The organism is Arthrobacter sp., assembly GCF_031179385.1.
GTDB lineage: Bacteria > Actinomycetota > Actinomycetes > Actinomycetales > Micrococcaceae > Arthrobacter_D.
On the sequence record NZ_JAPSHV010000104.1, the window covers coordinates 1 to 9,481 of the forward strand.

The 9,481-nt window shown below is 65.5% G+C and carries 8 protein-coding genes and 1 pseudogene; 7 read left to right on the forward strand and 2 right to left on the reverse strand.

The window, feature by feature from the left end; genetic code table 11:
- The 7 genes from RIF85_RS12705 to RIF85_RS12735 all read left to right on the forward strand — a co-directional run.
- Nucleotides 1–405: ACT domain-containing protein (locus RIF85_RS12705; RefSeq protein ID WP_309072268.1), on the forward strand; the 405-nt coding region annotated here is incomplete at its 5' end.
- Nucleotides 405–1,535 (forward strand): threonine synthase, encoded by a 1,131-nt coding sequence (thrC, locus tag RIF85_RS12710; RefSeq protein WP_309072269.1) that lies wholly within the window; start codon nucleotides 405–407, stop codon nucleotides 1,533–1,535. The genes RIF85_RS12705 and thrC, both read left to right, overlap by 1 nt.
- Nucleotides 1,528–2,502 (forward strand): homoserine kinase, encoded by a 975-nt coding sequence (gene thrB, locus RIF85_RS12715; protein ID WP_309072270.1) that lies wholly within the window; start codon nucleotides 1,528–1,530, stop codon nucleotides 2,500–2,502. The genes thrC and thrB overlap by 8 nt, the downstream gene beginning before the upstream one ends.
- A 347-nt stretch (nucleotides 2,503–2,849) precedes the next feature.
- On the forward strand, nucleotides 2,850–4,964 hold the full coding sequence (rho, locus tag RIF85_RS12720) for a transcription termination factor Rho (RefSeq protein ID WP_309072271.1): 2,115 nt from the start codon (nucleotides 2,850–2,852) through the stop codon (nucleotides 4,962–4,964).
- 215 nt (nucleotides 4,965–5,179) lie between these two features.
- Nucleotides 5,180–6,256: a peptide chain release factor 1 gene (prfA, locus tag RIF85_RS12725; RefSeq protein WP_309072275.1), complete on the forward strand. Its 1,077-nt coding sequence runs from the start codon at nucleotides 5,180–5,182 to the stop codon at nucleotides 6,254–6,256.
- 17 nt (nucleotides 6,257–6,273) lie between these two features.
- The gene (prmC, locus tag RIF85_RS12730; RefSeq protein ID WP_309072272.1) at nucleotides 6,274–7,137 is read left to right on the forward strand and encodes a peptide chain release factor N(5)-glutamine methyltransferase; all 864 of its coding nucleotides are present in this window, start codon (nucleotides 6,274–6,276) and stop codon (nucleotides 7,135–7,137) included.
- 4 nt (nucleotides 7,138–7,141) lie between these two features.
- Entirely contained in the window at nucleotides 7,142–7,960 is an 819-nt protein-coding gene (locus tag RIF85_RS12735; RefSeq protein ID WP_375164402.1) for an L-threonylcarbamoyladenylate synthase, read from the forward strand.
- On the opposite strand, the gene RIF85_RS12740 is transcribed toward RIF85_RS12735, so the two are convergent.
- Together RIF85_RS12740 and RIF85_RS12745 are read right to left on the reverse strand one after the other, a co-directional pair.
- On the reverse strand, nucleotides 7,902–8,855 hold the full coding sequence (locus RIF85_RS12740) for an NAD-dependent epimerase/dehydratase family protein (RefSeq protein ID WP_309072274.1): 954 nt from the start codon (nucleotides 8,853–8,855) through the stop codon (nucleotides 7,902–7,904). The genes RIF85_RS12735 and RIF85_RS12740 overlap by 59 nt on opposite strands.
- Nucleotides 8,852–9,481, reverse strand: a pseudogene (locus RIF85_RS12745) (glycosyl transferase); the annotation flags it as partial. The gene RIF85_RS12740 and the pseudogene RIF85_RS12745, both read right to left, overlap by 4 nt.

Below are 9,481 nucleotides of genomic sequence, written 5' to 3' on the forward strand. Positions count from 1 at the left end.
CAGGGCGCAGGAGGAACCCCCACCGCCTCTGCCGTCCTCGGTGACGTGATCAGCTCGGCCAGGCGCATGGTCCTCGGTGGTCCCGGACGCACCGAGACCACTACCGGCCATGTTCCCGCCCTGAGCATCGACATGGTCAACACGAGCTACTACATCGGGCTCGACGTCGCTGACCAGCCGGGCGTGCTCGCCAAGATCGCCCACCTGTTCGCCGAGCATGGCGTGTCGATCGAGACCATGCGGCAGACCATCCATCCAGCAGCCGACGGCGGTGCAGCCAGTGCGGAACTCCGGATCGTGACGCACCGCGCGCCGGAATCCGCTCTGGCGGCGACTGTGAAACACATCCAGGACCTTGACGTCATCAACGCGGTGACCTCCGTCCTCCGAGTAGAGGGAGTCTGATGGCTCACCAATGGCGCGGAGTAATCCGCGAATACGCTGACCGGTTGCCCGTCACGGAATCGACGCGGGTGATCACCCTCGGTGAGGGTGGAACGCCCCTGGTGCACGCACCGGCGCTGTCGGAGCTGACCGGGTGCAGTGTGTACCTGAAGGTTGAGGGGATGAACCCCACGGGATCCTTCAAGGACCGCGGTATGACGATGGCCATCACCGCCGCTGTGGAGGCCGGTGCCAAGGCAGTCGTGTGCGCGTCCACCGGCAACACCTCCGCGTCTGCCGCGGCTTACGCCACACAGGCTGGATTGACCTGCGCGGTGCTCGTCCCGGACGGCAAGATCGCCATGGGCAAGCTGAGCCAGGCCATCGCGCACGGAGCCGAGTTGCTTCAGGTCCACGGCAACTTCGATAACTGCCTGGAGGTCGCCCGGAAGCTCGCTGAGTCCTACCCGGTGTTCCTCGTCAACTCGGTGAACCCGGCCCGCATTGAGGGACAGAAGACCGCCGCGTTCGAGGTTGTCGACTTCCTCGGTGACGCTCCGGACTACCACCTGCTCCCGGTCGGCAACGCCGGCAACATCACGGCTTACTGGAAGGGCTATAAGGAGTATTCACAGCCTTACACCTCGCAGACGGCCGGAGAGCTTCCCGCCGTGTCCACCAAGACTCCGGTGATGTGGGGATTCCAGGCCGAGGGCGCGTCTCCGCTCGTGAAGGGCTATCCCGTAACCGAACCTGACACCATCGCCACGGCCATCCGCATCGGTAACCCGGCGTCCTGGGAGCAAGCCATTGCAGCGCGGGATGAGTCGGGAGGACTCATCGAGGCAGTGACGGACACGGAAATCCTTGACGCGCACCGCTGGCTGTCATCCCGTGAGGGTGTCTTCGTTGAGCCCGCCTCGGCTGCAGGAGTGGCCGGGCTGCTCAAGAAGCACGCCGCCGGCGAGGTGCCCCAGGGCAAGACCATCGTGATCACTGTGACGGGCCATGGCCTCAAGGACCCGCAGTGGGCGTTGAAGGCAGCGGACGGCTCCGATGTCGAGCCCACCAAGGTGGAGTTCGACGTCGTCAGTGTTGCCGGCGCGCTGGGTCTCGCCGATGCGCACGTGGGCCAGCCGGCAGATGCTTAGTGGAGCACAGGCGGTGACCTCGGCAGCTGTAGTCGCTTCCGGGCAGGAGGTGTCGGTCGAAGTGCCGGCGACCAGCGCCAACCTGGGTCCGGGTTTCGACAGCCTGGGCCTGGCGGTTACCCTGTACGACTCAATCCTCGTCCGGACCACTGAGTCCGGCACGACGACGGTGACGGTCACGGGGGAGGGTGAGGAAACCCTTCCCAGAGATGAGACACACCTTGTCGCCGCCACCATACTGGGCACCCTTGAGCGTGCGGGTTTCTCAAGTCCGGGCCTGGAGATCGAAACCCGCAACGTCATTCCGCACGGCCGTGGTCTTGGATCCTCGGCTGCTGCGATCGTCTCCTCGGTTCTGGCGGCCAACGCACTGCTGCCGGAGTCCGCTCAGATGGACGGTCCAGCGGTACTGCAGCTGTGTTCCACGCTTGAGGGGCACCCTGACAACGTTGCGCCGGCACTGCTGGGATCGCTGGCGGTGTCCTGGGAAACCGGCCGGGCCTACAAGAGCACCATCATTCCGGTACACCCTGATCTGGTGCCCGTCGTGGCCATTCCTGCCAGCGAATTGTCCACGGAGGCGGCCCGCGCATTGCTCCCCGCCTCTGTTCCGCACAACAGCGCTTCCTCGAATGCAGGGCGGGCCGCACTCCTGGTGCACGCGATGACAACAGCGCCGGAGTTCCTTCTCGAAGGGACCCGGGACCTGCTGCATCAGGACTACCGCGCCCAGGCCATGCTGCAGAGTGCAACGTTGATGCGGGCGCTGCGTGCGGAAGGGTTCGCTGCCGTCATCTCGGGCGCCGGTCCCACCGTCATGACCCTCGCTGTCGGCGAGGGACAGGCATCGGCGGTCATTGAGGCCGTCGAGCGCATTGTTGCCGCCGAAGAGGACAGCGTTGAATGGCGTGTTCTTCGGCTGAACGTTGACACAGAAGGTGCTAAAGTGAAGGTGCACCAACGGTAATAGCCAGCTTGTATCGCTGACGCTAATCACGCATTGATATCACGAAGGCAATTCCGTACTCAGATGTGCTTCTGTTGATCTGGCCGTCACATTCTGTGACCGTCGTGAAACTGCCTGTGTGTCAGCAGTGGCTCAATCTCAGGTGTACCTCCCAGAACCTGATGCGGCAGCTCGTCACGTGGTGACTGCTCCGCACTGGGGTTAGAGGTTTCAGCTCGGCCCCACCGGAGAGCATCCGGTCAGCACCGAAAACCTTAGCTACCAACTCTTCTGACTTGGCGGCGGGCAAACCAAAACCGCGATCCACATCAGAGATGGATCGCCCGACGAGGGGGAAGGAATCCTTCGTGACTCAAACCACTGACCTGCCGACAGGCGTGGATACTCAAGCCGCCGAGACGAACGGCGCACCAGCTTCCAAGAGTTCCGGGCTTGCCGGACTGAAGCTCGCTCAACTGCAGGCCCTTGCCGGCCAGCTAGGCATTTCCGTGGGCTCCCGCATGCGCAAGGGCGACCTGGTGGCTGCAATCTCCGACCACCAGCGCGGTTCGGCAGTAGCGGACCGACCCAAGGCAACAACAGCAGCAGCTCCCGTCCAGGAAGACGCGGCGCCTGCCACCCGCAACGGCGCCGTCCAGAACGGTGCCGCTGCGCCCGAGCAGGAACAGGCATCGGAGCCTGCCGAGAGGCCTTCGCGCACCCGCAACCGCAACCGGCGCGCCGGCAGCGACGGGGTCGTCAAGACCGAGCAGACCACGCAGGACGCCGTGTCCGCCGAGCCGGCAACGGCTGCGCCTGCTGATGCCGCGCCCGTTGATGCTGAAGCCGGCCAGGCGCAGGAGAATGCAGCAACTGACGGCGAAACCGTTGAACGCGGACGCCGCAGCCGCGACGGCCGCCGTGGTGGACGACGCGCAGAGGCAGAGACCCAGGCTGCTCCAGCTCCCGAGGCTGAAAGCACCGAACATGGCGGCGACAGCGCGGAAGCCGCGGACGGACAGGGCGAAGGCCAGGGAGACCGCCGCAACGACCGCCGCGACCGCAATGAGCGACGCAATGAGCGCCGTTCCAACGAGGACGGCCGCGACAACCGCAACGAGCGCCGCTCTAGCGAGGACGGCCGCGACAACCGCAACGAGCGCCGCTCGAACGACGAGAGCCGCGACGAGGGCAACAGCCGCAACCGCCGCAACCGCAACCGGAACAACCGCGAAGAAGATCGCAACACCCGGTTCCGGGACCGCAACGAGCGTCGGAGGGGCCGCAGTCAGAACCCCGATGTCGACGACGTCGAGGTTACCGACGACGACGTTCTGCTGCCCGTTGCAGGCATCCTTGACGTCCTCGAGAACTACGCGTTCGTTCGGACGTCCGGGTACCTCCCGGGCGCTAACGACGTCTACGTCTCCCTGGCTCAGGTCAAGAAGTACGGACTTCGCAAGGGCGACGCCGTCGTCGGTGCCATCCGTGCGCCGCGCGAAGGTGAGAACCAGAACAGCACGCGACAGAAGTTCAACGCGCTGGTGCGCCTGACCTCAGTCAACGGGAAGAACCCCGAAGAGCTGAAAGACCGCGTCGACTTCGCGAAGCTCGTACCGCTGTACCCCTCCGAGCGCCTGCGCCTCGAGACGGAGCCCAAGAAGATCGGCCCGCGTGTCATCGACCTCGTGGCGCCGATCGGCAAGGGCCAGCGCGGACTCATCGTCTCGCCGCCGAAAGCCGGCAAGACCCTGATCCTGCAGGCAATCGCCAACGCGATCACGGTGAACAACCCCGAAGTACACCTCATGATGGTCCTCGTCGACGAACGTCCCGAGGAAGTCACCGACATGCAGCGCACCGTCAAGGGTGAGGTCATCGCCTCCACCTTCGACCGCCCCGCCGATGACCACACCACCGTGGCCGAACTCTCGATCGAGCGTGCCAAGCGCCTGGTCGAGATGGGCATGGACGTCGTCGTCCTTCTGGACTCCATGACCCGCCTCGGACGTGCCTACAACCTGGCCGCTCCGGCGTCGGGCCGTATCCTGTCCGGCGGCGTCGACTCCGCTGCCCTGTACCCACCGAAGCGCTTCTTCGGTGCAGCCCGCAACATCGAGAACGGCGGTTCGCTGACCATTCTCGCCACCGCGCTGGTTGAGACGGGTTCGAAGATGGACGAAGTGATCTTCGAAGAGTTCAAGGGAACCGGCAACATGGAACTGCGCCTGTCCCGCAATCTCGCGGACAAGCGCATCTTCCCGGCTGTCGATGTCAACGCATCCGGTACCCGCCGCGAAGAGAACCTCCTCTCTCCGGACGAGGTCAAGATCATGTGGAAGTTGCGCCGCGTCCTCTCCGGGCTGGAGCAGCAGCAGGCACTTGAGCTGCTCACCAACAAGATCCGGGAGACGCAGTCAAACGTCGAGTTCCTCATGCAGGTCCAGAAGACCACACTGGGATCGAAGAGCGACAACGATTAGCTAAGTAGCCGTTCGAGACATGCCGGCCCCGCCCCTGCGCGCGGAGGCTTCGTCCTGTCGGACTCGCGCTCCGCGCTCCGACAGGCCCGAAGCCACTCCCTGGCCGGCATGTCTCGAGCGGCTTCCCGCGTTAAGCCACCGTCGCTCCGAAACGGGACGACGAAACCGTCCTAATCTAGACTGGCTCGAAGGAGCCGAAAGAGGTTGTGTCTGCCATGTTTGAGTCCATTCAGGGCCTGCTCGACGAGCATGCTGACCTGCAGGTCCGGCTGTCCGATCCGGCCGTACATGCCGATCAGTCACTGGCACGGAAGCTTGGCCGACGCTACGCCGAACTGAGTGGGATCGTCGAAGCCCATACCCGGTGGAACGCACTGCAGGACGACCTCGAAGCCGCACGCGAAATGGCCGATGACCCGGAATTCGCTGCGGAAATCCCTGAACTGGAAGAGCAGCTTGCCACCGCCCAGGAGCGCCTCCGCCGGTTGCTGATCCCACGGGACCCCAATGACGCCCGCAACGTCATCATCGAGGTCAAGGGCGGTGAAGGCGGCGACGAAGCTGCACTGTTTGCCGGCGACCTCCTCCGTATGTACACCCGGTACGCCGAGTCGCGCGGCTGGAAGACAGAGATCATCTCCGCAACCGAGTCCGATCTCGGCGGCTACAAGGATGTCCAGATGGCCATCAAGGGTTCATCCAACGATCCCGCTGAGGGCGTGTACGCGCGCCTGAAGTTCGAGGGCGGCGTGCACCGGGTGCAGCGCGTGCCGGTTACGGAGTCGCAGGGCCGTATCCACACCTCGGCTGCCGGCGTGCTGGTACTTCCCGAGGTTGATGAGCCGGAAGAGGTCGAAATCAGCCAGAACGACCTCAAGATCGACGTCTACCGGTCCTCGGGTCCCGGCGGCCAGTCCGTGAACACCACCGACTCCGCCGTGCGCATCACCCACCTTCCCACGGGCATCGTCGTCGCCATGCAGAACGAGAAGTCCCAGCTCCAGAACCGTGAAGCGGCGATGCGCGTGCTGCGTTCGCGCATCCTGGCTGCCAAGCAGGAAGAGATCGACGCCGCGAACTCCGACATCCGCAAGTCCCAGGTGCGCACCATGGACCGCTCGGAGCGTATCCGTACGTACAACTTCCCGGAAAACCGCATCGCCGACCACCGCACCGGTTACAAGGCGTACAACCTTGACGCCGTCATGAACGGTGAACTCGAACCGGTGGTCCAGTCCGCCATCGAGCTTGACGAGCAGACCCGCCTGGCCGCCATCGGCGACGACGCATAGTTTCAACGCTAAACATCATGGAGTCGCTCGCCGATGCCCTGCGAAACGCTGCTTCGACACTGGCGGACGCAGGTGTGCCCAGTCCCCGGACAGACGCGGAGCTGCTCGCTGCCCATCTGCTGGGGGAGAGCGTAGGCCGGGTCCGGGCGCTCGCGCTGATCGGAGCCGACGCGCCGGCACGGTACGACGAACTGGTGGCTGAGCGATCAAGGCGCGTACCGCTGCAGCACATCACCGGTGTTGCCCACTTCCGGGCTCTCGACCTCGCGGTAGGACCGGGCGTCTTCATCCCTCGTCCGGAAACTGAATCGGTGGCTCAGCTCGCCATCGATGCAGCCCGGGTGGTACCCGGCGCGCGGGTTGCGGACCTCGGTACCGGCTCCGGCGCGATTGCCGGTTCGATCGCGCAGGAGGTGCCCGACGCAACGGTGTTCGCCGTCGAACTGAGCGATCTGGCGTATGCCTGGGCAGAACGCAATCTCGCTGCGCTGCCGGTCACGCTGGTGAAAGGGGATTACGCAAAGGCGCTGGGTGAGCACGACGGGACGTTCGACGTCGTGGTATCCAACCCTCCGTACATTCCCACCGAGGCTGTTCCGCGTGATCCGGAGGTGGCCGAGCATGATCCCGAGATCGCGCTGTACGGTGGGAGTGCCGACGGACTGCGGCTGCCCCTCGCCGCAGCCGACGCAGCGGCACGTCTATTGAAGCCGCGCGGCTACTTCGTCATGGAACACGCCGAGGTGCAAGCCGCGGCACTGTCCCGGATTTTGGGCGCAAACCCTTCCTGGACGTCGGTGCGTACGCATCAGGACCTCACCGGACGGGACCGGGCCACCTCCGCAGTTCGCACCGATGTGCCATGGGCAGGCAGTAAATGAAAGGATGGCAGCCGTGAGTGCCACTTTTGAGTGTTCAGACCCCACCGAGCGCAGCGAGGGAATTGCGCGTGCGCAGCGGGCACTTGCCGCAAAGCAGTGCGTGGTGATTCCCACCGACACTGTGTACGGGATTGCCGCGGACGCGTTCTCCCCACAGGCAGTCGCTGCCCTGCTTGAAGCCAAGGGGAGGGGCCGCAGCATGCCGCCGCCGGTCCTTATTCCGCGCAGGCAGACAATGGACGGGCTGGCCATTGACATCAGCCTCGAGGCGCGCACGCTCGCGGAGGAGTTCTGGCCCGGAGGACTGACGCTCATCTGCCACGCCCAGCCGTCTTTGACCTGGGATCTCGGTGACACCTATGGAACCGTCGCCCTGCGCATGCCCAATGACCGCGTTGCGCTGGATCTGCTCATCCTGACGGGCCCGCTCGCGGTCTCCTCGGCGAATCGCACCGGGCGCCCCGCTGCATCCACTGCCGCCGAAGCCTATGAGCAACTCGGCGACGCCGTGGAGGTGTACCTCGAGGACGGTCCCCGCTCCGCCGATGCCGGCGCATCGACCATTGTGGACACCACCGGTGATCTGCCCGTGATAGTCCGCGAGGGGGCCATTTCCTTCGAGGAGATGCGCGCGGTAGTTCCGGGAATTGTTCTTGGAACCAGCGACGACGACGCATCCACCGACGACGGCGCGCCTGCTGAGCCGGGCGCATCCACCGACGACGACGCATCCACCGACGACGACGACCCCGCCGCGGACCGGATCACGGAGCCCGGCGAGGACCGCGTCGACGCGCCCCGGCCTCCTCAAGGATTGAACTGACCCTGGCAGGAAGCGTGATGCGCTGCTCAGCGGTCCATCCGGCAATCTGATCCTGGCCGAACCACATCAGTTCGACCCGACGGATCGATCCGTGCAGGCGTTCCCGCAGCAGTGCTGAGACACCGTACCCGGCGCGCAGGATCAGGCGGCAGAGCGGCGCCGGCAGCACCAGGGGAGTGCCCCCGGTGGCTTCCAGCACGCTTCGTACCGTCATCCCTTCCCAGGGCTGCAGCACGATGGCAGGCATTGGACCGTCATGAAGCCCCACCTGCCGCACCAGTTCCGCCAGCGCATCAACCGAGGTGAGGGGGCTCGGCGCTGTGCCGGGAGAGGCGACCGACGCGAGCGGCGACGCTGCCAGCCGAGCCAGGGCCGCCGTCGTCGGGCGCGCGGCGCCCTGGACGGAGGTGGCGCGAACTGAAACAACCTCCAGAGCACCGGAGCTGAGCAGGGCGAGCGATTCCTCTCCGAGCGCCTTGCTGCGGGAGTAGGGGGAGAACGGTTCTGTTTCCGGTGACTCGTCCAGTACCGGTCGGTGGCCCTGTACGGCGGCGCTGCTCAGGTGCACAAGCCGTCTCACCCCGGCGGCAGCGCAGGCGCGCGCGACCAGGACGGGCAGAAGCGCATTGGCCCCGGTCAGCTCCGGTGACGCCGGGCTCTTGGGGGATGCGGCTCCGGCAGCGTTCACGACCACGGTGGATCCGGCCAGTTCCCGCGCGAGTGCTTCCACGACGTCGGAGTGGCGGTCCGCTTCAGCGGCAATCTCTCCCGGCGTGCGCGCCGACGACGCGACCCGCGGGGCGGCGACAGGGCGCGCCGCCTCGCCGGCCGCACGAAGCGACGTCAGGACGGCGCCGCCGATGAACCCGCTGCCACCCACAACAGACCACGTCATGCGGTGCGCTCCGTTCCACGGTCAAGCGCCGGCATAGGTTGCCAATCGGGGTCATGCAGGAGGAACCGGGACTGCCGCCATCCGTTCCAGAGCGACCCCACCCCCGACAGGGTGCGCTCGACAGCTACGAGCCGCAGCAGTTCCTTCGCGGCAGTCAGCGCGGTGCCGATGCCGAATCCGAACCTGTTATAACGCCCGTGCACCATCAGGTACCTCGCCAGGTGGCCGCGGTTGCGCATGCCGCAGTACCGGCCAAGGTTGCTCGAGTCGTTCAGGTGCCGCACGCCCAGGTCGATCTGCTTCTGCGGACGGGCCTTCCGCAGGACGAACTCGTCGAGGTAGACAACCGGCTCGCGCTGGGAAATCAACCAGCCGTACGTGGTGTCATCCCCGTTGATGAAGAAGCGCGGGTCGGGCAGCCCCACCGCGCGGACGACGTCGGAATGCAGCAATACGCCCTCGAAGCAGGCGACATTGGTTCGAAAGACCGGCGAGTTCACGAAGACGTCACCGGGTACCGGAAAATGGACGCCGAGGAACGCGTTGAACCTGTGCTGCCAGAAGAACGGTTCATCGTTATGGTCGAGGCGCCTGCCGTGCAGGCACCTGTACTTGTGCTGCCAGGG